Genomic DNA, 23,748 nt, shown 5'->3' on the forward strand with positions numbered 1-23,748 from the left:
CAGCTCGTGTCCACTTCGGGGTCAGTTCTAAAAATCGGACATTGCGTCGCGCGCGACGCAATGTCCGATTTTTAGAACTGACCCCGAAGTGAGGACATCAGCCACGCCCCGGAAACGCGGCGTGGCTTTTTCTTTGGATGGGTTACATTATTGCTTCCGCCCACACACTGAAGGAGATGCCATGCCCGCCAAGAAAATTGCCGTCGTGATCGGCAGTCTGCGCAAGGATTCGATCAACCGTAAATTTGCTCACGAAATCATTGCGCTGGCGCCCGAGTCGCTGGCACTGGAAATCGTTGAAATCGGCGAGCTGGCCATCTATAACCAGGATCTGGAAGAGAACGGCGCCACGCCGCCGCAGGCGTGGACGCAGTTCCGCCAGCGCCTCAAGGAAGCTGACGGCGTGCTGTTCTTTACGCCCGAATACAACCGCTCCCTGCCCGCCGCGCTGAAGAACGCTATCGATGTCGGCTCGCGCCCGTACGGCAGCAGTGTGTGGAGCGGCAAGCCGGCCGGCATCGTCAGCATTTCGCCCGGCGCCACCGGTGCGTTCGGCGCCAACCACCATCTGCGCCAGACCATGGTGTTCCTCGACATGCCGCTGCTGCAGCAGCCGGAAGCGTATATCGGCGGTGCCGCCAATCTGCTTGGTCCGGATGGCAAGCTCAACAACGACAGCACCAAGCAGTTCCTGAAGAAATTCATCGACGCCTACGCCGCCTGGGTCGAGAAAACCGGCAAGCAGTAATCAGCGCCGGATCGCCTTGAAGGCATAGCCGGTCGCCGTCAGCGCGACCGGATCGACAGGCTTGGGCGCGCCGCGATTCAGCCGCAGCAGCAGCGCGCCCTCGCGTCCCGGCAACAGCGCCAGATCCGCTCCCGGCAGCCGCTGCGCCAACTGCACCGCCCCTTCCACCACGCCGGAACGGCCAAGGTAGAGCCGGTACGAGGCGCGGCTGTCACCCAGCTCCAGCAGATACCCCGCCACCGCCGCCGTCCCGCTGCCACCCGGCATGGCCGTCACATGCAGCCGCGTGCCGCGCTTGCGCAAGTCCAGCGTGTTCCATACCTGCAGCGGATACAGGCGCGGACCGCCGGTGGTTGCCGCCGCGCCCGCAGGCATGCCGCCAGCCGGCTCCGTCACCACCACCGGCAAGCCATCGCGCAAGGCCCACAGCGGCGCCAGCCCGTCGTAGCGGCCGGCGCTGGCAGGCGTCAATAGCAGCAGATCCGCCGCCGGCCATTGTCGCACCAGCTCCGGGCTGTAGGCCTCGGCGTCGGCATCCACCGCCAGCAGCGTCAAGCCCTGGAAGCTGATCAGCAACAGGCCCTTGCCGATCGGCTGCACCCGGCCCTGCGTCGACGACGACGTCCCAGCCGGCCCGCCATTGCCATTGCCACTGGCATCGATCACATAGCGCGGCCCGATCTGCGCCACGCCCCAACGGCACACCAGCGCCAGCATCAGCACCACCAGAATCGCCCGCAAACCGTGTCTGTTCCGCATCGCCGCCTCCCGCCAAGATGGAACAGCCAGTAAAACACCGCATTCCAACCTTTGCCTTGAAGCAACGCAAGCCCCCGGCTGCCGGCGCTCAAAAAACGGGCACGGTGATACAATCTCGCCCTCGACCGCGCGGCTTACCCAGTCCGCCTTCAACCCATACCCTCTGAGATCCAGACGACCATGCACCCAGACATGCCAACGCCTTATGAAAAAGGCAATCAAAACCAGACCACTACCTGGAGCGAATGCATCGCCTTCTACGAAGAATTGGCGCAGCGCTTCCCGCACGTGCTGCGGTTTGAACAGATCGGCGTGTCCGACGGCGGCATTCCGGTGCATGCCGGTGTGGTCAGCGCCGATGGCGTGCACGACCGCAGCCTGATCAAGGCCGCCGGCCGCCCGGTCTTCTTCAACAACAACGGCATCCACCCCGGCGAACCCGAAGGCGTGGATGCCTGCATGGCCATCGTGCGCGATCTGTGCTTCGATCCAGCCAAGCTGGCGGCGCTCGGCAACACCGTGCTGCTGTTCGTCCCGCTGTACAACGTTGACGGCGCGCTGAACCGCGCCAACACCTCGCGCGTCAACCAGGATGGCCCGGAGCAGTTCGGCTTCCGTGGCAACAGCCGCCACCTCGACCTGAACCGCGACTTCATCAAGTGCGATACGCTCAACGCCCGCCTGTTCAACCAGCTGCTGACCAGCTGGGACCCGGACGTGATGGTCGACACCCACACCTCCAACGGCGCCGACTACCCGTACACCATGACGCTGATCCACACGCAAGCGGACAAGCTGGGCTACGGCCTCGGTCCCTTCCTGCGCGAGACCATGCTGCCGCACATCTACCAAGAGATGGAAGCCAAGGGCTGGCCGACCTGCCCGTATGTGAATCCGGTCCAGGACACGCCGGACGACGGCATCGCCGAGTTCCTCGAAGTGCCACGCTTCTCGACCGGCTTCGCCGCCCTGCACCACGTGATCGGCTTCATGCCGGAGACACATATGCTCAAGCCCTTCAAGGACCGCTACGATTCGATGCGCGCCCTGCTGGACGTGACCATGGCCTTCACCGTGCAGCACGCCGAACAAATCCAGCAGCTGCGCGCCAAAGCGAAAGAGCAAGCCGCCAGCGCCAAGGAATGGACCGTGGCCTGGCAGTTGGACGACACCAAGCCATCGACCTTCCGCTTCAAGGGTTACGCCGCCAAGCGCAGCGCCAGCCTGCTGGGCAATTACCAGCGCCTGTCCTACGACCGCAGCCAGCCGTGGGAAAAAGACATCGCCTACTACAACAGCTTCGTGCCGGCAGCCACCGTGCGCGCGCCGAAAGGCTACATCGTGCCGCAAGCCTGGCGCGAAGCCATCGAGCGCCTGCAATGGAACGGCGTTGAAATGGCCCGCTTCGACGAAGCCTCGACGGTGGAAGCACAGTACTACCATATCGTCTCCGTGACCTCGCGCCCGGCCGCCTACGAAGGCCATATGTACCACGACGATGTGCAGCTGGAAGCGCGCACCGCCAGCTTCACCGTGCAGCCGGGCGACTGGTTCATCCCGCTGAAGCAGGCCGCCGCCCGCTACGCGGTCGAAACGCTGGAACCGCAAGGCCACGACTCCTTCTTCCGCTGGGGCTTCTTCAACAGCGTGCTGGAGAAAAAAGAAAACTACTCCGACTACGTGTTCGAAGACCTGGCGCTGGAAATGCTGGAAGCCGAACCGGAACTGAAGACCCGCTTCGAAGCCTGGAAGGCCGCCAATCCGGCGCTGCTGTCCGATCAGGACGCGGTACTGGGCTTCATCTTCGCCCACGGCCAACGCCACGCCGAGCCGGAATGGCGCCGTTACCCGGTGCTGTCCGTCTTCTAAAATTTAGCTAGTCGTTCCCGCGTCATTCAACGTGCGCGCCGTGGCGATCCTGCGGCGCGCATGCAAGCTGCCCACAAGGCCCAAGCCATGCATTACGCACTCAATCTGCGCACCTTCTTTTATAGCCATTACTTTTATCTTGGCTTGCGCTTCGCCGCCGGTCTGGTCGGCGTCACGCTGATTACACTTCAATTTGCCGGCATGGCCACCGCCATGACGGTCTGTATCGGCGCGCTGTGCACCGCGCTGATGGACATGCCCAGTCCTCTGCGCCACAAGTTCAACGAGATGAGCGCCTCGGTGCTGCTGTGCGGCTTCGTCACGCTGCTGGTCTCTTTGTGCGCGCCCTATCACTGGCTGCTGATGACGGTACTGGTGCTGGTCAGCTTTGCCGCCTGCATGATGGTGGTGTATGGCCGCAAATCGATGCCGCTGCAACTGGCCACGCTGTTCATCATGACCATGTCGATGGAACACTCGATGACGGTGCGCGAGTCCTTCATCCACACCGGTCTGTTCACGCTGGGCGCGCTAGCCTACCTGGCGTACGCGATGGGCATATCATGGATACTGCGCCACCGCATCAAGCAGCAGGTGCTAGCGGAAGCGCTGTTCGAATTGGCGGCCTACATCGACATCAAGGCACAGTTCTACGACACGCGCTATAACCTCAGCGAACAGTTCAACCGGCTGATACGCCATCAAAGCCTGCTGGCCGATCGCCAGCAGGCTGCGCGCGACCTGATCCTGCGCGCGCATAACAACGCCAAGGACGCCATCGTGGTGCAGGTTCACGTCTGCATGCTGGACCTGTATGAACAGATCCTGTCCACCCACACCGACTACGCCCAGCTACGCCTGCACCTGGCCGATTCGCCGGTGCTAAAAGCGCTGCACGATCTGGCCTACAAGACGGCGCGCGATATCGAATCGGTGGCTTACGACGTCACGCGCAAGAAGGCGTCCTGGCCGGAGATTTCATACGAACCTGAGCTGGATGCGATCGAAGCCGAACTGGCGTCGCTGCAGCAGCGCATCGACGCCGGGCAGCCGCAGCACGAAGCGCTGGCGGTGCTGCGCGCTCAGCGCAACAAGATCCGCGCCATCATCAAGATGGTGGGCGAGCTGCATAGCGCCAGCCAGAAAGCCTACGACACCACACCGTTCTGGGCCGACGCCGACATGGGGCCGTTCCTGTCGCAGCAGAAGTACGAACTGCGCATGATCCTGTCGCACCTGCGCTGGGACTCGCCGATCTTCCGCTTCGCGCTGCGGGTGGCGATGGCGATATCGGCCGGGCTAGCGGTGGCGGCGTGGCTGCCGTATGCGGCGCACAGCTACTGGATCGTGCTGACCATCGTGATTATTCTGAAGCCCTCGTTCAGCATGACCAAGCAGCGCCGCAGCGACCGCATCATCGGCACCGTGATCGGCTGCGTCATCACGGCGCTGGTGATCCGCTACCTCGACTACCCGGCGCTGATACTGGCGGTGTTGGTGCTGGCCACCGTCGCCACGCCGACCTTCATCTACCTGCGCTATCGCTACACGGCGATTGCGGTGTCGATCATGATCCTGCTGCAAATGCACCTGCTCGCACCGGGTAACAATGACCTCATCATGGAGCGTCTGATCGACACCTTCATCGGTGCGGCGGTGGCCACCGCGTTCAGCTTCGTGCTGGCCAACTGGGAGTATCAGACCTTGCCGCGCCTGGTGAGTGAGGTGCTGCAAACGAATCTGCGCTACATGCAGGCCAGCTTCGATCTGCTGCAAGGCAAAGGCAAGGACGATTTCGCTTACCGCATCGAACGCAAGCGCCTGATGGATGCATTGGCCGCGCTCAGCTCCGCGTTGATGCGCATGCTGGACGAGCCGTCCAGCAAACAGCGCGCGGTGGAAGACATCAATCTGTTCATCGTGCAGAACTACCTGCTGATGGCGCATGTGGCGGCGCTGCGCGCCATCGTGCGCCGCCATCCGCACGAGATACCGGTGGATGCGCTGAACGCCATGCTGGCCGAGAGCCACGACCAGGTGGTGGAAGTGCTGACGCAGGCGCTGGCGCCGCATGGCGATGCAGGACAGGCCGGTGAAGATGCGCTGATGTCGGCCGCCACGCTGTCGGCACAAACGGCGGCGGCACGCGCGGCGGCCTTGGTGCCGTGGTCCGGCTGGCCGCTGGTCCAGCGCCGCATCCGGTTGCTGCAGGCCGACGCGGTGCAGATCATCACCCACCGCGCCGCCATCCTGCGCGATATCGCCTAGGTGGTGTTGGCACGAACCCTGCTAACATTGGTCGCATGACGACCAATACCACCACCTCCACCTTCAGCACCCGCGATCTGCTATCGGCCCTCATCGTAGTCATCATCTGGGGCACCAACTTCGTCGCGATGAAAGTCGGCTTGCGCAACCTGACGCCGTTCCAGATGGGCGCCGCGCGTTATGTGTTCGCGGTGCTGCCGCTGATCCTGTTCGTGAAGCCGCCCAAGCTGCCGGCCAAGTGGGTGATCGCCTATGGCCTGAGCCAGGGCGTCGGCCAGTTCGGTTTTCTGTTCCTGTCGCTGAAGGTCGGCATGTCAGCCTCGCTGGCGTCGGTGATTTTGCAGACGCAGGTATTCTTCACCGCCATCTTCGGCTTCATGTTGTTGAAGGAGCGCACCAGCCGCGCGCTGCTGGCCGGCCTGACGCTGGCCGCGCTGGGCCTGGGCTGCTTTGCCATGAACTTCTTCGAAAGCGGCCATACCAGCGCCATCACGCCCGGCGGCTTCGCGCTGTGCCTGACCGGTGCGGCCATGTGGGCGGTGTCGAACATCGTGGTGCGCCAGGCGCAGAAAACCGCACCGGGATTTGACGTCATCAGCTTCATGGTGTGGTGCAGCCTGGTGCCCATCATCCCCTTCGTGCTGCTGTCGCTGACGTTTGACGATCCGGCCACGCGCTGGCAATGGGTGGGCGCACCGTTCACCACCTGGATCGCGGTGGCCTATCTGGGATGGATGGCGACCATCCTCGGCTACGCCATGTGGACCCGATTGCTGAAGCGCCATCCGGTCAACCGCGTGGCGCCGTTCAGTCTGGGCGTGCCGGTGGCCGGCATCACCTCCGGCATGCTGATCCTGGGCGACACCATCAATGGCTGGCAGTGGACCGGCATCGCGCTAATCGTCGCCGCGCTGATATGCACCATGTTCGGCGGCCGCTGGCTGGACCGCCGCGCTTTGTAATCAGGCGACCGCGAAGCAGACGCGATTGCGGCCCGTCTCCTTGGCGCGGTACAGCAGCGCGTCGGCCTTTTGCAGCATCGCTTCCGCCGTGCCGGCCGCCACGTCGGCATACACGCCCATGCTCATGGTGACCTTCAGTTCCGGATGCACCTGGTGCCACGGGAAGGACTCGATCAGATTGCGCAGCTTGTCGCACAGCGCGGCGGCCTGCGGCAGCTCGGTCTCCGGGAAGGCGATGACGAATTCCTCGCCACCGTAGCGCGCCACCAGATCGCTCAGGCGCATGTGGCTGCGCAGGATTTCGCCCACCTGGCGCAGCACCACGTCGCCGGTGGCGTGCGAGAAGGTGTCGTTGATGCGCTTGAAGTGGTCGATATCGCCGATCACCATCGCCAGCGGGCGCTTGTGGCGCACCGCGTGGCTGAACAGCGTGTTGGCCTGCTCATCGAAGTGACGGCGGTTGTGCAGCTTGGTCAGCGCGTCGCGCACGCTCAACTCGCGCATCTGCTCCGCCTGCACCAATATGGTCTGGTGCGACTCCTGCAGTTCCTCGTGCGTGCGCGCCAACTGCTCGCTCATCGCATTGAAGGCGACGGCCAGTTCGGCCACTTCATCCTTGCCCTCGACCGGCACGCGCTGCAGCAGCGAGCCGCCGTGCATGGCGCGCACCGCGCCGGTCAAATGACTCAGCGTGCGGCCCAGGCTCCGGCTTAGCAGCACGCCCAGCACCACGGCCAATAGCGCAGCGCCACTGACGCCGTACCACAGCGCCTCGCGCATCGCCGCCAGATATTGCAGCTCCTGTTTGCTCGGCGTGATCACGCCCTCCGGCGACACATAGCCGACGATGCGGCCATTGACCTTGACCACGCGCGCATCCTTGCGCGCCGCCTCCGGCAGCGGTTCACCGTGTTCGTAGACGCCGGCACCGAGCAGCACACGGTAATCCTGATCGGCCAGAATAAAGCGGAACGGCGGCTCGCCAAGGCGTCGCGCCGGCCCTTGCCCCGGCGGTGGCGGCCGGCGGCCTTCCTCGCGCGCGCGACGCTCGTCCTCCGGGCGGCGCTGCTCGTCCTGGGCGCCATCCGACAACACCGGCCGGCTGCCGACCTGGCGCTCCGCCATGAACTGGTCGAAGCCATCCTTGCCGGGACTGGCCTGCCAGTCGCCATACTTTTGCATATAGGCGGTGACGGCCTCGTGGAACTGTTCCGCCGCCCGCTCGCGCCGCAGCCCGTCCACCTTCTTGGTCATGCCCACATAGGCCAGACCACCGACCATGGCTACCGCCGCCAATCCGGTCAACAACAACGCAAGCATGAATTTCGTGCGCAAAGACATTCCAACCCCGTTAGAACATTGCCAAATGGACAGGGATGATACCTGAATGAAGTTTCATTGCGCTAAAAATTCCAGGCTTTCTGTTGCCCCTGAGCAGCGTTTCTTCATAGGAGAAACATAGAGTTATATTGATAATTTATCGCACGTATCACAAATCAAAAGTTTTCTTATTACTGAAAGCGGCGCATACTGCAACGCAACAAACGACGAATTATGGAGCTTCCGATGAGCGCACTGACTTACACCAATACTGCTACTACTGGCTACTTCACCAACATTGCCAACGCTGCACGCCAGCTGATCGCCGCTGTGTTTGCCGTCCAGCCAGCCGTTGCGCAGTGCAACAAGGAAGAAACCGCATCGGAACTGCGCCAAATGGCCAAGGACTGCGAAAGCCACTCGCCTAGCCTGGCTGCAGAGCTGCGCGTGATCGCCTTCCGCGGCTAATCGAATTTACTGAAACAAATTTACTGAATCTACCTCTAGGAGAAAACCATGCTGACCATCATCGAAAACCTGCCTGCCGCTATCGCCCTGTCCGGTCTGGTACTGCGCCTGTACCTGGGTGCCAAGCCAGAAACCGACAGCGCGGAATAAGCTGCACAATCAGTAAGCAAAATGGCAAAAAGCCCCGGCACGCGCAAGCGACCGGGGCTTTTTAACGTCTGCAGCCTGGATCAGTTCAGGCGCGAATGGCGCATGCCGTACAGCAGATAGGTCAGAATCGCCGCCGCCATCCAGATACCGAACACCGTGTAGGTGGTCAGCGACAGGCCGAACATCAGATAAACGCAGGCCGCGACGCTAAGGCCGGGCACCAGATACGGTCCGCCTGGAACGCGGAAACCCTTCTCCGCCGTCGGACCGGCTTTGTGGCGCATCACCGGCACCGCCAGCGACACCACGCTGAACGCGGTCAGCGTGCCCATGCTTACCATATCCCACAGGAAGGTGGCGTCGACGAAACCAGCCACCAGGCCGACCACGATGCAAACGATCAGGGTGTTCTGCACCGGCGAACCGGTGCGCGGGCTGACCTTCTGGAACGCCGGCGAAATCAGGCCATCCTTGGAGATCGCGTACAGGATGCGGGTCTGTCCATAGATGGTCACCAGCGTCACGCTGAATACCGAAATCACCGCGCCGACCGCCAGCACCAGTGCCGGCCAGGTCTGGCCGGTGACGTTTTGCAGGATCACGGCCAGGCCAGCTTCCTGGCCGGCGAACTTGGCGGCCGGCTGCGCACCCATCGCCGCCACCGCCACCAGCATGTAGAACACGGTAACGATGCCCAGCGCGGCCAGGATGCCGATCGGCACATTGCGTTTCGGATTCTGCACTTCTTCGCCGGCGGTGGCCACAGTGTCCAGGCCGATGAAGGAGAAGAACACGGTGGCGGCGGCGGCGGTGACGCCAGTCATGCCGGTGAAGTGGGTGCCGCCGTCCGGGCTAAAGAATGGATGGAAATTGTTTATATCAAAGCCGGTGAAGGCGATCGCCACGAAAAAGATCAGAATCGCCAGCTTGATCATCACCATGATGGCGTTGGTACGCGCCGATTCCTTGGCACCACGTATCAGCAGCAGGCAGCACAGGCAGACCAGGATGATCGGCGGCAGATTGATGTGGCCGCCATGGAATTCGATGCCATGCGCAGTGGAAACGATGCTCGGCGTACGCAGCATCTCGGGGATGTGCCAGCCAAAGGCGTTATTTAAAAAATTATTCAGATAGTCCGACCAGCCGATCGCCACCGCGCTGGCGGCCAGGCCATATTCCAGCAACAAACAGGCGGCCATGATGAAGGCCAGGAATTCGCCCACAGTGGCGTAGGCGAACGAGTAGGACGAGCCGGAAGCAGGAATGCGGAACGACAATTCGGCATAGCACAGCGCGGTCAGGCCAGCGGTGATCGCCGCGATCAGGAAGGACAGAATCACCGACGGGCCAGCCTTGGGTACGGCTTCGACCATGGTGAAGAAGATACCGGTGCCGATGGTGGCGCCGACCCCGATCATTGTCAGGGGAAACAAGCCTACTGAACGGTGCAGGCTGTTGCTGTTGTTAGCGTGTTCTGCGTTTTTATGTGTGTCGACCGACTTGGTACGGGTCAGTTTCTGGACCAGCGTTTGGTTCACAGGCATTCCTTGTGGGAGTATATGTTCGGGCAAAAACACAGCGATTATAGGGCCATCCGGGCCACCGCCGGTAACGGTTTTTTGTGCCAGAAATACAACCTGCCTTACCAAGACGTTACAAGTGCTTACTTTTGATACAGCGGCGTGTATAGATTGGAAACAGCGAGCGGGTTACGCTTGAGGCAAGTATTACCCGTAGCCAATAAAGAGAGATAAGCCATGCCGATCAAGAAAATTCCTACCGTCTCCCGCCGCCTCCATCCCGCCGCCGTGACTGGTGCAGCCATGGTCCTGGTCGGCCTGGCCATCACCATCACCGCGCTGATCATCCGCGCCTGATCGCTTACTCTACGGCCCGTTGGTATTGGGTCAGGTCATTGGTGCCGACCGAGAGGAAATCCGCATGCGGCGAGCCGGTGCTGCATATCGAGCGCCGCTCATTCTCCGCCGAAGGCCGGCCGCTGGAACTGACCGAATCCTATACCGCGCCGACCGAGACGACCACGTGGTAGCGATGACACGCTCGCCGCTGCCGGTCCGCACCTAAGCAACCCTATCATTTGCTTGCAGCCACGGCCCGCCTGGCGGCAAGCTCTACCATTTCTTCGACTGAGCAAGATAGGCTGCCGCCAACAGAATGCAAGCGCGCGTGGTTCTCAATTGAGAGGCATCAAACAAGATGCTGGCAGGGGCAGGCATCGATAGCAGTGCTGCTGCTATCGATGCGCGCTGAGCTTAAGCCATGGCGTCGATGTTGGTGCCGACTTTGGAGGAGCTGGACGAGGACGAAGAAGACGACGACGATTGGGCTTGCGACAGGTCGTAGACCAGCTGTTCTTGCTGGGTGACGGTGCCGTCCTCGTTGGTATCGGCAGCTTCGTAGGTTTTGGTGGTGCTGCTGCTCGATGCCACCGCGCTGGCGCTGCTGGAGGAGCTGCTGGTGCCGCTCACGCCGCTGGTGCCGCCGCTCTCGCCGCCGCTCGGTGGCTGGCCGCCTTGTGGACGTGGCGGTTTGAAGGTGCCGCTTTCAATCGCCGATTGCAGATCGTCCTTGGTGATCGAGCCGGTGCCTTCGGTGTCGATGGCATCGTACTGCTTGGCCGCGTCGTCCGACGATACGCCTTTGGATTCCAGCCCTTTGACGAATTCGTCCTTGGTCACCGAACCATCGGTGTCGGTATCCATGTCGCTGAAAATCTTGGAAGCAAAGCGCGCTGCGCCTTTCGATGGGTCGAAGCTGGTGGCGCTGGTCGTGGTGCTGCTGCTGAGGCTGCTGATGGCTGAGGTCATGGCTCTTACTCCGTGGTTAAGGACAATGTTGCTCCTATTAACGAACTATTCCGTGTAACTATGACCCCACCAAGTGTAAAGGCGAGTAAAGACTATTCGACCCGTACCACCATCAAGCCCGCTCGCAAACCAACTCGCACATCCGGATTCGGAAACACCACCAACTCCTCCGGATGCTGCACCGTGTAGACCGTATCGCCATCGCGCGCGATTTCTTCACCTTGTTTCATCGCGGTGAAGTTATGGGTCTCTTTGCCGAAGGCCATGCGGAACTGGTCACTGAGTTTGATGATCTGACGCGCGGTGTTGAACACATGCGGCTTGGGCGCATCCGCGCGCAACGGCACGCCACGCAGCAAGTCGTCCAGCGCCTGCGACGCGGCCTTGAACTGCGTCAGATCGTTCTGTCCCAACGTGCCGATACGGCCCAGTTCTATCGTGGTGCCGGCCGCCGCGTGATGCTCGGCCGCGTAGTAGCTGTAAGTCCCCACCGAGGCCGGATTCATGATAATGGCGCCAATGCCCGCATAACCAAGCCAATCGATCAGCGCGCGGCGCGGCTGCTCGGCAATCAGCTCCGGCACGATCGCAAAGGTTGGATACACCGATGGACGGATCGCTGTGTGCAGGTCCAGATGCCAGCGCTGCGGCCCGGCGTCCTTGAAGAAGGCCGCGGTGGCGGCGATCATCACATCGGCGCGCGCCGCTTCCGCCGTGCCTTCCAGCGTGCCGCGCTGTTCGCGGAACATGCGGTTCAAATCCGCATCGATGAAACGTTTCCCAGCACGGATGGCGCCGATGTTTCCGACACACAGCATCAGGTCCACCGCCAGCGCGGAAGCCTGATGCGACAAAGCGTCCAGCAGATAAGCCACCACTTCGATCGGCCCGGTTTCGTCGCCATGCACGCCGACCGAAATCAGCACCGCAGGGCGCGCGGCAGAAGGCCGCGCCTTGATCGTGATGATGCCGTCGGCCGGCTCATCGACCGCGAAGCCGGCTGCCGTGAAGCGCTGCGCCACGGCGCTGAAATCCGCCTCGGCCAGTGCCCGCACGGCGGGCGGCAAAGCTGCTGGTAAATCACTCATCGTTTTATGCTGCCGCTAACTGCATGCCGGCGTTGGTCGCTTCGGACAGCGCCCACACATCCAGCATCGCTTGTTCAAGATCGGTGGCCAGCGCATAGCCGGACAGGCCCAGCGTGTTGGCCACCACTTCCACCGCCTCCAGCGCCGAATGGTCGCCGGTCGCATGCTTCAACACCTGCGACAGCAAGCGTTGCTGCGTGCGGCGCAGCGCGTTCTGCGCGTAGCTGCGCAGCTGTTCCTGCGAACGATTCGTCGCCGGCAGCTTGAGACCGCGCTCCAGCGTATCGATGCCAACCTGCGCGCGCAGCGCCAGGCCCACTTGCAGGAAGGCCGGCAAATCCATGCCCGCCGGACGCTGCACCGACAGCGCCGCAAACACAAACACCGCCACCGCTTCGATCGCATCCACCGCCATCCACGCACGCACAAACTCGGCGTGCAGGCCGGCGGTCAGCTCGGCTTCCGACTGGCCACTGGCCGGCGTCAGTTGCGCCAGCGTTTCCGGATTGGCGAACAAACGCGTCAACTCGTCCACACCAGCGCGCAGTTGATCGCCAGGCACCGACAGCACGCCTTCAATCACCGCCTTCTGCAGCACACGGGTGTGCGCATCCACCTTGATCGACACCGCGCGCGGCACCTTCAGCGCCTCGGCATCCAGCGTGTTGAACACCGGCGCCAGATTCAGCGCCGACCATGCCTGGCCCCAGGCCAGAATCACGTCAGATTCATCGACGCCATGTTCGCCGGCCAGTTGGCGCAGCATCAGCGGGCCGCAGCGGTTGACCGATTCGTTGGCCAGCACGGTGGCCAGAATCGCATTCGCCAGCGGGTGCGCCAGCGCTGGTCGGGTGGCCACCAGCAGATCAGGGAAGTATGGTTTGAGGATGGACTCGGCCCAGCTATTGCCGGTCAGCGGCAAAGCCGACAACATGCGCTTGTAGCGGTTCTTGACGTTGGCGATCACCACCGCCAGTTCCGGCGTGGTCAAGCCGCGACCATCGGCCTTGCGGCGCGCCAGTTCGGCCACCGACGGCAGCTGTTCCAGTTCGCGCGACAGCGCGCCCTCTTCTTCCAGCGATGCGATCAGCGCCGCATAACCATCCTGCACCGCCGGATCGGTCTGTGCCTGCAGTTCGCGCACCAGCAACTGGGTTTGCAGCGTGTTGTCGCGCAGGACCAGACGTTCGATATCGCCGGTCATTTCGTTCAGCGTGCGGTTACGATCCGCTTCGCTCAACTGGCCGGCGTTCATTTCCACGTCCAGCCACATCTTGGCGTTGACCTCGTGGTCCGAGCAATCCACGCCGGCCGAGTTGTCGATCGCATCGGTGAAGATACGGCCGCCCGACAGCGCGAATTCAATCCGGCCCGCCTGGGTCGCGCCCAGATTGCCACCTTCGGTCACCACCTTGCAGCGCAATTCATTGCCGTTGACGCGGATGTTGTCGTTGGCGCGGTCCTTGACCTGCGCATGCGTCTCGGTGGACGCCTTGATGTAGGTGCCGATACCGCCGTTGTAGAACAGGTCCACCGGCGCCAGCAGGATGCGATGCATCAGCTCTTCCGGCGCCAGCGCGCTTTCCTCGATATCCAGCACGGCGCGGATTTCCGGCGACAGCGCGATCGAACGCGCGCTGCGCACAAATACACCACCGCCTTGCGAGATCAGTTCCTTGTTGTAGTCCTCCCACGAGGAGCGCGTCAGCGCGAACATGCGCTCCCGTTCCTTGAACGAGGCTTCCATGTCCGGATTCGGATCGAGGAAGATGTGACGATGGTCGAACGCCGCCACGATCTTCAGCTTGCGCGACAACAGCGCGCCATTGCCGAACACGTCGCCCGACATATCGCCCACGCCCACCATGGTCACCGGCTGCGCGTGGATGTCGTGATCCATTTCGTAGAAGTGGCGCTTGACCGCCTCGAACGCGCCCTTGGCGGTGATGCCCATCTTCTTGTGGTCATAGCCATTGGAGCCGCCCGATGCAAACGCGTCGCCCAGCCAGAAGCCGCGCTGCACGGCGATGCCGTTGGCGATGTCGGAGAAGGTCGCGGTGCCCTTGTCGGCCGCCACCACCAGATACGGGTCATTGCCGTCGTAGCAGACCGTGTCGGCCGGTGAGACGATATTACCCAGCACGCGGTTGTCGGTCACTTCCAGCAGGCTGGAAATGAACAGGCGGTACACCGCTTCGCCTTCGGCCGCGATGGTTTCGCGCACGGCGTCTTTCGGCATCTGCTTGCAAACGAAACCGCCCTTGGCGCCGGCTGGCACGATGACGGCGTTTTTCACCATCTGCGCCTTGACCAGGCCAAGCACTTCGGTGCGGTAGTCTTCCATGCGGTCCGACCAGCGCAGGCCACCGCGCGCAACCGGGCCGCCGCGCAGGTGCACGCCTTCGAAGCGGCGCGAGAACACGAAGATCTCGCGGAACGGACGCGGCTCCGGCACCAGCGTCAGGTTGCTGGTGTCGAACTTGAAGATGATCTTGTCGCCCTTCTGATCGTTCTGGAAGTAGTTGGTGCGCAGCGTGGCGCTAATCAGCGTGGCCATCGCGCCCAGCACTTCTTCGCTGTCGGCGTGATTGATGGCCGGCAGGCGGCTCCGGATATCGGCGATCTTTTCCAGCGCGGCGGCGCGGGTGGCTTCGTCATGTGCGGGGTTGAAGCGCTGCAGGAAAGCGTCCACCAGTTCCTTGACGATGGCGGGCTGCTTGCGCAGCGTCTCCGCCATGTAGCGCACCGAGAAGCGCGGGCTGGCCTGCTTCCAGTAGCTCATGTAGGCGCGCACCAGTTGTACTTCGCGCACACTCAGGCCGCCTTCGACCACCAGGCCATTCAGGCGGCCGTCTTCGGCCTCGTTGTTGAACAGTGCGGCGAACAGCTCTTCCGCCACGTGCACCACTTCCGGCTTGACCAGCTTGGCCGCGCTGGCGGCATCCAGCGACAGGCTGGTGACGTAGTGACGCTCGCCGTTGACGCGCAGCGAGTGCGCCTGTTCGCGGTCAATCGCCACGCCGGCGTTATGCAGCGCCGGCAGAATGGTCGACAGCGACGGCACGCGGTCGACCGAATACAGGCGGATGGTGCTGGAACCATTGTCGGCTTCCACCCGCACGCTGACGCGCGACTTGTCGGCGTTGCGCAGAATCGCGCCCAGGTCGTGGAAGGCGGCGGACGGTTTGGTGGCGGCCACGTAATCCGGCGGCAGCGTGGCGCACATCTTGCGCAGGCTGGCGCGCAGCGTTACGTCGCTCACGGCATCGGCCAGCACGGAGAACTGGTCGTGCCAGCCATCCAGCACGGCCAGCAGCGGTTGCTGGATGTCGGTTTCCAGATCCAGCGGATAGCGCGCGCCATGCGCGATCAGGTACACACGCGCCAGCGGACCATCGGCCACCAGCGTCTGCGAGCTGACGTGGTGCGCGCCGGAGCTGGCTTGCAGCGCCTTGGCCAGCGCCGAACCAACGCTTGCGCTATAACGCTCGCGCGGCAGGTAGACCAACACGTTCAGATGACGCGCATAGACGTCGCGGCGAGCGAACACTTTGGCGCGCGGCTGCTTGTACAGCGAGACCACGGCACCGCACACTTCGGCCAGCCATTCCGGTTCCGCTTCCAGCGCCTCGGTGCGCGGCAGCGATTCCAGGATCTCGACGAATTTCTCGGCGCGGAAGCCTTCCTGGCGCACGCCGGCGATGCTCAGCACGCGCGTAACGCGACCACGCGCGAATGGCAGGCGGTTCAGCGGCGTGGCAGTGGCGGCACGGGTGAACAGACCAACGAAGCAGTATTCGCCGAGGATGGCGCCCTGCGCATCGGTGCGGCGGATGCCGATGAAGTCCAGCTGTTGATCGCGGTGCAGCGTACCTTCCACGTCGGCCTTGACGATGGACAGCGTGTGGCCGCGTTTGGACAGCGTATCGAAATCGCCGGGGATATTGGCCAGGCAGGTACCGTACACTGGATGCGAGGTATCCTGCAGCACGCCAATGCGGCTCGGGATATCGCGTTCCAGCTCGCGCACGCCCGGCTTGACGGCGTAGTAGGCGTAGCCGAATGGTTCGAAGCCTTCGTTGCGTGCCCAGTCGAGGAAGGCGGCGACTTCCTTGCCCTCTTCGCCATGGGTGGCGGCTTCGGCGCCGATGCGGCTGAAGTGTTCCAGCATGGCTGGACGGTCGCGGCGCACCATGGCGGCGTCGCGCGATACCATCTCGATACGTTCGGACAGCATGCCGATTTCCGCGTCCGGCAGATCTTCGGACAGCAGCACCAGCACATAGGATTCGAGCTTGTCGCCGGCCGTGCCGACCGTGGTGACGGCACCTTCGGCGTTGCGCGCCACCGGCAGCACGGCATTCAGCACGCTGTTGGCGCTGACGCGCAATTTGCGCATGGCCATGACGATGGAGTCGACCAGATACGGCATGTCGTCATTCAGGATCAACAGCGCAGTGGCTTTACCGCCACGGCCGTCGTCGTAGTGCAGGCGGGCGATCTGCGCGCCGCTGCCTTTACGCTTGGAGGCTTGGGTGAAACCGTCCCACAGTACCGGCGCCAGGCTGTCGGGCGCGGTGCCTGACAGGTCGTCATCATCGATGGCTGTTAGCCAGGCGCCGATCAGCGCAGAGACTTCGTTGGCAGGCTTGCTGGCCTGGACCAGATCCAGCGTCTGTTTGCGCAGGTCTTGTGGTGTTTGTTTCATCTTCGCTTCTCCAATACGTTATAGGTATTTTGTGTTGCTGGAAGCGCGCCGGCTTGTGGCTGCGCGCTATCCGGATAGATGTAGGCCAACCGTTCGAATTACAAGTCGTAGAGTCCCGGCAGGCCCAGTATGCGGCTTAATTCTTCCAGTGCGGTGTGCACTTCGATCGCCAACTGCGGATCCGCCAGGTCGGCAGGCCCCAGACGATCACGATAATGTTTTTCCACCCACACCACCAGCGTGTGATACAGCGCTTCGGTCATCACCACGCCCTGGTGCATGGCCGCCGCTTCGGCATCGGTCAGCGCCACGCGCAGACGCAGGCACGCCGGGCCGCCGCCGTTGCGCATCGATTGGCGAAGGTCGAAGTGAATCAGCTCGTCGATCACGCTGCCGCCGGCCACCAATCCTTCGAGGTAGTTGGCAACCGAGGCGACTTCCTGGCATTCCTGCGGAATCACCAGCGCCATCTTACCGTTATCCTTGCTCAGCAGCTGGCTGTTGAACAGATAGCTGGCCACGGCGTCCGCCACCGGCACGCGATCGGTATCGACGCGGATCGCTTTCAGGTCCGTGTCCACGCCGGCGAGCGCGCGGCGCAGCTGATCGAGCGCGCCGGCTTCGTCGGCGAATGCCTGCTCGTGGTAGAACAGCGCATTGGCGTTACCGACCGCGATCACGTCGTTATGGAACACGCCCTGATCGATGACGTCGGGATTCTGCTGAACGTAGACTGTGCGTTCAGCCGACAGGCCGTGCAGTCGTGCCACGGCCTGCGAGGCTTCCAGCGTCTGGCGCGCCGGGTATTTTTTGGGCGCCGACGCGGCGGCGTCAAACTCGGTGCGGCCGTAGACGAATACTTCGACGCCGGCGCTGCCGTGATCCTTGCACAAGCGGGTGTGATTGGCCGCGCCCTCGTCGCCAAACGCCGGCGTGCCGGGCAAGGCGTCGTGCACGGCGAAGTGCTTCTCATCTTTAAAGATGGCGCGTAGCGCGCGGGCCGACTGCGTGTGTTCGAAAGCGCGGTGCAGTTTGTTATTCAGATTGGCGGCGGTGAAGTGCAAGCGGCCATCGGCGCTGTCGGCCGATGGGCTGACGGTGGCGGCGTTGGCGGTCCACATCGGCGAGGCCGAATACGCGCAGGCCAGGATCACCGGCGCTTCCTTGGCCGCGCGCGCCAGCACTTCGGCATCGCTGCCAGTGAAACCCACGCTGCGCAGCAGGCGGAAGTTCGGGCGATCCTGCGGCGGCAACAACGCCTGGCCGAAGCCGCGTGCCGCCAGCGCGCGCATCTTGGCCAGTCCTTGCAGCGCGGCCAGGCGCGGGTTCGACGCGCTCTTGACGTTGCTGAACGAGGCCACGTTGCCGAACGACAGGCCGGCGTAGTTGTGCGATGGGCCGACAAGACCGTCGAAGTTGAATTCGCGTGCAGACATGGGCGCTACCTTCAGAAGTGCATGCCGGGCGACAGCTTGGCCGGCATTTCAAGTACGTTGTTTTCAATCGATGCGACCGGATAGGCGCAGTAGTCCGCCGCGTAATAGGCGCTCGGGCGATGATTGCCCGACTGACCCACGCCGCCGAACGGCGCGGTGCTGGCGGCACCGGTGGTCGGACGGTTCCAGTTGACGATACCGGCGCGGGCGCGCACCTGGAAGATCTTCCACAGGTTTTCATCGTTGGAGATCAGCGCCGAGGCCAGGCCGAAGGCGGTGTTGTTGGCTGCGTCGATGGCGCTGTCGAAGTCCGGCACGCGGATCACCTGCAGCAGCGGACCAAACCACTCTTCATCCGGAATGTCTTTGGCGTCGGTGACATCGACGATGCCGGCCGAGACGAAGCCGCTATTGGCTTCCAGGTGCTTCATCTCCAGCAGCAGCTTGCCGCCACGCGCCACCATGTCGGCCTGCGCTTGCACCAACTTACGCGCCACGGCGGCTGACACCACGGGGCCCATGAATGGCGCCGGCTCGTCGGCTGGCGCGCCGAGGGTCAGACGACTGGCGACATCGACCAGGCGCGCAACGATGGCGTCGCCGGCGGCACCGGTTGGCAGAATCAAACGGCGCGCGCAGGTGCAGCGCTGACCGGCCGAGATGAAGGCCGACGATACCGCCATGAACACGGCGGCATCGATCTCTTTCGCATCCCAGATCACCAGCGGATTGTTGCCGCCCATTTCCAGCGCCAGCATCTTGCCCGGCTGGCCGCCGAACTGTTTATGCAGCGCGGTGCCGGTCTGGCAGCTGCCGGTGAACAGCACGCCGTCCAGCAGCTTGCTCCGGCCCAGCGCGATGCCGGTCTCGCGGCCGCCGTTGACCAGATTCAGCACGCCATACGGCAGGCCGGCTTGCTGCCACAACTCGACGGTCTTGACGGCGGTGCGCGGCGCGTATTCGCTTGGCTTGAACACTAACGTGTTCCCGGCGATCAGCGCCGGCACGATATGGCCATTCGGCAGGTGGCCGGGGAAGTTGTAAGGACCGAACACGCCGAACACGCCGTGCGGACGGTGACGCAGCACCGCCTCGCCATCGGCCACCTTGTTGTGCGACTCGCCGGTGCGCGCGCTGTAAGCCTGCACCGAGATATCGATCTTGTTGGCCATGGTGGCCACTTCGGTGCGTGCCTCCCACAGCGGTTTGCCCACTTCCTCGGAAATCAGTTGCGCCAGCTCCTCGGCGTCCTGCTTCAGCAGATCGCGGAAGCGGGTGCAGATGGCGATGCGCTGCTCCAGCGGCGTCAGTGCCCACGCGTCGAAGGCGGCGCGGGCGGCGGTGGTGGCTTGTGCCACGTCCTGCGCGGTGGATTCGTTGCTGCTCCAGGTCTGCTTGCCGTTGGCCGGGTTGATGGTGACCAGTTCTACGCCGCTGCCATGCAGCCATTCGCCGTTGATGAAATTGCTGATGTTCGGTACTGAGTTAGCCATTGTTCTTCCTCGGGTTGAGAGTCAGGGTGCGCACGCTGTCGCCGCTGTGGCAGTGCAGCAGTTGCTGCTCCGCTTCCGGCAAGGCGATGGCGCCATTGACCGGAATCGCCTGCGACAGGATCATGCGGAAATCCTTGAGTGTGGTGTTGGAGACCAGTACCGGCTCGCCGCTCGATTCCGGCGCGCAGGCGGAATCCCAGTCGGTGGTGGGGCCGATGTCGGCCAGCGTGCTGTCGCGCAGCGCCCGCAGTTCGGACACGCGCGCCTGCAGCACCGGGCCGGCGTCGAAGATGTCGACATAGCCTTCGAAGTACATGCCCTCCTGCTCCAGCAGGCGGCGCGCCGGTGCGGTGGAGATGTGGACCTTGCCGATCACTTCCTGCGCATCATCCGGCAGATAGGCCACGTACAGCGGCTGGCGCGGCATCAGCTCCGCGATGAAGGACTTCTTGCCGACTGCGGTCAGCGCGTCGACATGGTCGAATTCCATCTTGAAGAAGTGGCGGCCCAGCCCTTCGTAAAACGGCGAGCGGCCACTCTCCTCCTGGTAGCCGCGCATCTCCGCGATCAGCTTTTCGGTGAACAGATGCGGGAACTGGGCGATGAACAGGAAGCGGCTCTTGGACAGCAGCTTGCCGTTGTTGCCGGTACGGTAGTCCGGATGCAGGAACAGCGAGCACAGTTCGGTGCTGCCGGTCAGGTCGTTGGACAGGTACAGCGTGTCCATGCGGGTGAACACCTCCAGCTCGCGGCTGGAGTGCACCAGGGTGCCGATGCGGTAGTTGTAAAACGGTTCGGTCAGGCCGACCGCGCCCTTGATGGCGCACACGCCGGCCAGGCGGCCAGTGTCGGTATCCTCCATCACGAACATGTAGTCGCGCTGTTCGGGCGGGATGGTTTCTGCGAACGAGGCCACGGCGATCGCCACGCGGTCGCCCATCATCTTCATGTCCGGCTTGAGCGTGGTCATGCCGCTGCCAACCTGGGTGGCCATCACGTACAGGGCATCGAGGTCGGTGGCTTGGATAGCGCGTACTACTAGCATAGGTGGTCCGTTCTTTTTATATTCTGACGCAGATGACGGTGTCGCCTTCAGCGACGTGCAGCGCTTCCTGTACCTCGACGGACAGCGCCACGCTGAGTTGCGAATCCAGCGCCGGGCAATGCGTGATGACGGCGCGGAAGTCGTGTTCGGAGCCGGACGACACGGCATAGCGCAGCTGCGGCTCGCGGCCACGGTCCGGCGTGTCGACCGAGGTGGCGACGCGGCGCTGCAGCGCGCCGGTGTAGGTACGCAGCGAGTTTTTATGCGCTTGCAGGATCGGGCCGCCGTCGAAGATGTCGATGTAATCGTCGGCCTCGAAGCCTTCGGCGGTCAGCAGGTTGAACGCCAGTTCGCCGGATGGGTGGATCTGGCCCATGGCCGCCTGGGCGTCGCCCGGCAGCAGCGGCACGTAGACCGGATAGTGCGGCATCAGCTCGACGATCAGCGTGCGGTTACGGGCGCCGCCGATGGTGCGTTCTGCGTCGAGGAAGTCCATCTTGAAGAATTTGCGGCCCAGCGCATCCCAGAACGGCGAGCCGCCTTCGCTGTCGGTGACGCCGGCCAGCGGCACGAAGAAGCGGTCCGAGAAGCGGTGCGGCGCCAGCACGGCGAACATCAGGCGCGCGCGCGATAGCAGCGCCGCTTCCGGCGTGCCGTGTTCGCGCTCGCCGACGTAGAACGAGGACAGTTGCGAATAGCCGGTCAGCTCGGAGCACAGCGTCAGCGCGTGCACGCTGTGGCTGATATTCAGGTCGCGCGAAACTTGTTGAATGACGTCGTTACGGAATGAGAAGTAGGTGCCGTTGGAGCCGGCCGCCGCGAACATGGCGGCGGTACCGACGATGTGCCGGTCTTGCGACTCCAGCACCAGCAGGTAGCCCTCTTCGCTGGGGATGTCGACATGCGCGCCAAACGAGGCGATCGACAGTTCGACCATGGCGCGGATTTTTTCGCGCGTCTTGGGCAGGGTATGCACTCCCGGCATGGGCACCGCGGCCAGCGCTTCCAGGGCTGCGATATCCGCAAGTTCGACCGGACGGACTACATACATGAGAACTCCTCAGAGAATGCGAATACGCCCGGCACGCGCACGCGCTGGGCTGATGGAAAAGCGGCGGACATCCGGTCCGCCGCGTGCTGCCGTCTTACGCTGCCAGCAGGCCGTCCAGCGATTGACGCAGGATGCGGTCGGCGTCGGCGATCTGGGCGTCGGAGACGATCAGCGCTGGCGCCAGGCGCACCACGTCCATGCCGGCGATCAGCACCATCAGGCCATTGTTTTCAGCGGCCTTCTGGATATCCTTGGAACGGCCTTTCCAGGCATCGGTCACCACCAGGCCCAGCAACAGACCGGCGCCACGCGCTTGCTGGAACACCTGCGGGTAATCGCCGATCAGTTTTTCCATGGTCGAACGCAGCTTGGCGCCGGCTTCCTTCACGCGCGCCAGGAAGGCCGGCTGGTTGATGGTGTCCAGCACGGTCAGCGCCACGGTCGCGGCCAGCGGGTTGCCGCCGTAGGTAGTGCCGTGGGTACCCACGCTCAGGGTCTGCGCCAGTTCGTTGGTGGTCAGCATCGCCGCCACCGGGTAGCCGTTGCCCAGCGCCTTGGCCGAGGTCAGGATGTCCGGGGTGATGCCGTAGCTCATGTAGTGGAACAGGTCACCGGTACGGCCCATGCCGCACTGAACTTCGTCGAAGATCAGCAGTGCGCCGGTCTTGGTGCACAGGTCGCGCAGCTCTTGCAGGTAGGCCTTGTCGCCCGGCACCACGCCACCCTCGCCTTGCAGCGGCTCGACGATCACCGCGCACACGTCATCGCCAATCGCGGCGCGCGCTTGTTCAATGTCGTTGTAGGTGATGTGGTCGATCGACGGTGGCAGTGGCTCGAAACCTTCGGTGTATTTCGACTGGCCGCCCACCGACACGGTGAACAGGGTGCGGCCGTGGAACGACTGGTAGCACGAGATGATGCGCGATTTGTGCGCACCGAACTTGGTGTGCGCGTGTTTGCGCGCCAGCTTCAGCGCCGCTTCGTTGGCTTCGGCGCCGGAATTGCAGAAGAAAGCGCGATCCGCGAAGGTGGCTTCGGTCAGGGCCAGGCCCAGACGCAGCACCGGCTCATTGGTGTAGCCGTTGCCCAGGTGCCACAGGGTGTTGGCCTGACGGGTCAGCGCGTCCACCACGGCCGGGTGGCAGTGGCCCAGCGCGGCCACCGCGATGCCGGAGGTGAAATCCAGATAATGCTTGCCAGCCTGGTCCCACAGGTCCAGGCCCGCGCCTCGGACCGGAACCATCGCTGCCGGTGCGTAAGTTGGCACCAGGACTTCATCAAACGTCTGACGAGTCACAGGACGGGTGGTTACGGTCGTATCTTTGGCGTTCATGGCATTCCCTATCAATGGTGGGTCAGGCGCGGCACAACGCCGCATGGGACCCATTATAAAAAGCGGCATGCTAAAACTCTTTTCAAATGGCGACAAGAATTTTTATATTTGGCCACAAAGTAAGATTGACATAACACTCACACCAACAAGCAACAACGAACAACCAGCTTGTCTTCGCCAGGATGAAACCTTATCCTAGCTGAACACGGCTTGCGACTT

18 protein-coding genes are annotated in these 23,748 nt (G+C 63.1%); 6 read left to right on the plus strand and 12 right to left on the minus strand.

The window, feature by feature from the left end; genetic code table 11:
• Positions 1-181 precede the first annotated feature (181 nt).
• The gene (locus tag GJ699_RS25835; protein WP_154381792.1) at positions 182-748 is read left to right on the plus strand and encodes an NADPH-dependent FMN reductase; all 567 of its coding nucleotides are present in this window, start codon (positions 182-184) and stop codon (positions 746-748) included.
• Here GJ699_RS25835 and GJ699_RS25840 read toward each other — a convergent pair whose 3' ends face one another.
• Entirely contained in the window at positions 749-1,507 is a 759-nt protein-coding gene (locus GJ699_RS25840) for a hypothetical protein (RefSeq protein WP_154381794.1), read from the minus strand.
• Between the two features lie 192 nt (positions 1,508-1,699).
• Between GJ699_RS25840 and GJ699_RS25845 the strand changes: the two genes are divergently transcribed.
• The 3 genes from GJ699_RS25845 to GJ699_RS25855 all read left to right on the plus strand — a co-directional run bounded on the left by GJ699_RS25845 (position 1,700) and on the right by GJ699_RS25855 (position 6,606).
• Positions 1,700-3,376: a M14 family zinc carboxypeptidase gene (locus GJ699_RS25845; RefSeq protein WP_229262296.1), complete on the plus strand. Its 1,677-nt coding sequence runs from the start codon at positions 1,700-1,702 to the stop codon at positions 3,374-3,376.
• 87 nt (positions 3,377-3,463) lie between these two features.
• The gene (locus tag GJ699_RS25850; protein ID WP_154381857.1) at positions 3,464-5,644 is read left to right on the plus strand and encodes an FUSC family protein; all 2,181 of its coding nucleotides are present in this window, start codon (positions 3,464-3,466) and stop codon (positions 5,642-5,644) included.
• A gap of 35 nt (positions 5,645-5,679) precedes the next feature.
• On the plus strand, positions 5,680-6,606 hold the full coding sequence (locus GJ699_RS25855) for an EamA family transporter (RefSeq protein ID WP_154381798.1): 927 nt from the start codon (positions 5,680-5,682) through the stop codon (positions 6,604-6,606).
• On the opposite strand, the gene GJ699_RS25860 is transcribed toward GJ699_RS25855, so the two are convergent.
• Positions 6,607-7,926, minus strand: a complete 1,320-nt coding sequence (locus GJ699_RS25860) for a GGDEF domain-containing protein (protein ID WP_229262297.1) — start codon at positions 7,924-7,926, stop codon at positions 6,607-6,609. It abuts the gene before it with no gap.
• A 246-nt stretch (positions 7,927-8,172) separates the two neighbouring features.
• Here GJ699_RS25860 and GJ699_RS25865 point away from each other — a divergent pair, with 246 nt between their 5' ends.
• Positions 8,173-8,394 (plus strand): hypothetical protein, encoded by a 222-nt coding sequence (locus tag GJ699_RS25865; protein WP_154381802.1) that lies wholly within the window; start codon positions 8,173-8,175, stop codon positions 8,392-8,394.
• Positions 8,395-8,624: 230 nt separating this feature from the next.
• Here GJ699_RS25865 and GJ699_RS25870 read toward each other — a convergent pair whose 3' ends face one another.
• The 10 genes from GJ699_RS25870 to GJ699_RS25915 form a co-directional block, all read right to left on the minus strand.
• A complete protein-coding gene (locus GJ699_RS25870) occupies positions 8,625-10,085 on the minus strand; it encodes an APC family permease (protein WP_371867671.1) in 1,461 nt (486 codons plus the stop codon).
• 343 nt (positions 10,086-10,428) lie between these two features.
• Positions 10,429-10,512, minus strand: a complete 84-nt coding sequence (locus GJ699_RS35355) for a putative PEP-binding protein (protein WP_371867672.1) — start codon at positions 10,510-10,512, stop codon at positions 10,429-10,431.
• A gap of 308 nt (positions 10,513-10,820) precedes the next feature.
• On the minus strand, positions 10,821-11,375 hold the full coding sequence (locus GJ699_RS25880; RefSeq protein ID WP_154381806.1) for an EF-hand domain-containing protein: 555 nt from the start codon (positions 11,373-11,375) through the stop codon (positions 10,821-10,823).
• A gap of 92 nt (positions 11,376-11,467) precedes the next feature.
• Positions 11,468-12,463 carry a succinylglutamate desuccinylase gene (locus GJ699_RS25885; protein WP_154381808.1) on the minus strand — a complete coding sequence of 332 codons (996 nt, stop codon included), beginning with the start codon at positions 12,461-12,463 and terminating at the stop codon, positions 11,468-11,470.
• Positions 12,464-12,467: 4 nt separating this feature from the next.
• Positions 12,468-17,171, minus strand: coding sequence for an NAD-glutamate dehydrogenase domain-containing protein (locus GJ699_RS25890; protein ID WP_154381810.1), 4,704 nt, complete (start codon positions 17,169-17,171; stop codon positions 12,468-12,470).
• Between the two features lie 98 nt (positions 17,172-17,269).
• Positions 17,270-18,607, minus strand: coding sequence for an N-succinylarginine dihydrolase (gene astB, locus GJ699_RS25895; RefSeq protein ID WP_154381812.1), 1,338 nt, complete (start codon positions 18,605-18,607; stop codon positions 17,270-17,272).
• A gap of 11 nt (positions 18,608-18,618) precedes the next feature.
• Positions 18,619-20,100 carry a succinylglutamate-semialdehyde dehydrogenase gene (gene astD, locus GJ699_RS25900; protein WP_154381814.1) on the minus strand — a complete coding sequence of 494 codons (1,482 nt, stop codon included), beginning with the start codon at positions 20,098-20,100 and terminating at the stop codon, positions 18,619-18,621.
• A complete protein-coding gene (astA, locus tag GJ699_RS25905; protein WP_154381816.1) occupies positions 20,093-21,145 on the minus strand; it encodes an arginine N-succinyltransferase in 1,053 nt (350 codons plus the stop codon). Before astA ends, astD begins: the two co-directional genes overlap by 8 nt.
• Before the next feature lie 16 nt (positions 21,146-21,161).
• Positions 21,162-22,196: an arginine N-succinyltransferase gene (locus tag GJ699_RS25910; protein ID WP_154381818.1), complete on the minus strand. Its 1,035-nt coding sequence runs from the start codon at positions 22,194-22,196 to the stop codon at positions 21,162-21,164.
• Between the two features lie 94 nt (positions 22,197-22,290).
• Positions 22,291-23,529: an acetylornithine/succinyldiaminopimelate transaminase gene (locus GJ699_RS25915; RefSeq protein WP_154381820.1), complete on the minus strand. Its 1,239-nt coding sequence runs from the start codon at positions 23,527-23,529 to the stop codon at positions 22,291-22,293.
• Here GJ699_RS25915 and GJ699_RS25920 point away from each other — a divergent pair.
• Complete coding sequence (locus GJ699_RS25920) at positions 23,528-23,728, plus strand: hypothetical protein (protein ID WP_154381822.1); 201 nt, start codon at positions 23,528-23,530, stop codon at positions 23,726-23,728. The two genes, GJ699_RS25915 and GJ699_RS25920, sit on opposite strands and share 2 nt — an antisense overlap.
• Positions 23,729-23,748: the final 20 nt, after the last annotated feature.

Source organism: Duganella guangzhouensis (genome assembly GCF_009674535.1).
GTDB lineage: Bacteria > Pseudomonadota > Gammaproteobacteria > Burkholderiales > Burkholderiaceae_D > Rugamonas > Rugamonas guangzhouensis.